The organism is Candidatus Magnetaquiglobus sp., assembly GCF_058402785.1.
In genome coordinates, this window is record NZ_JBZVFG010000043.1 from 34,329 (window position 1) to 34,604 (window position 276).

A 276-nucleotide genomic window follows, 5' to 3' on the forward strand; every position below is an offset into this window, starting at 1 on the left:
GCACCGTTCCCCGATCCGGCTCCGGATCAATCCGCCTCCGAAAACGCCTCCGGCGAGCTGGCCAGCAGCTGATCGTTCAGCCGGTAGCCGTGTCCCGGCACGGTGAGGATCAGGGCCGGCCACTTGCCGAGAGGATCGAGTTTGCGGCGGATGCGGCAGATCACCGCGTTGATGCCGCGATCGCTGGGGGGGTCGGGACGACGCGAGATGGCGTCCTTCAAGCCGGACTTTCTTCTTGTCTTTGATGTACTTCATTGATATTGATCAGATAATAAT

General features: G+C 60.5%; 1 protein-coding gene. It reads right to left on the reverse strand.

Features of this window, described 5'->3' with window-relative positions; genetic code table 11:
- Positions 1–26: 26 nt before the first annotated feature.
- Positions 27–221, reverse strand: a complete 195-nt coding sequence (locus tag ACV4UY_RS13125) for a winged helix-turn-helix domain-containing protein (RefSeq protein WP_491608036.1) — start codon at positions 219–221, stop codon at positions 27–29.
- Between the last annotated feature and the right edge of the window lie 55 nt (positions 222–276).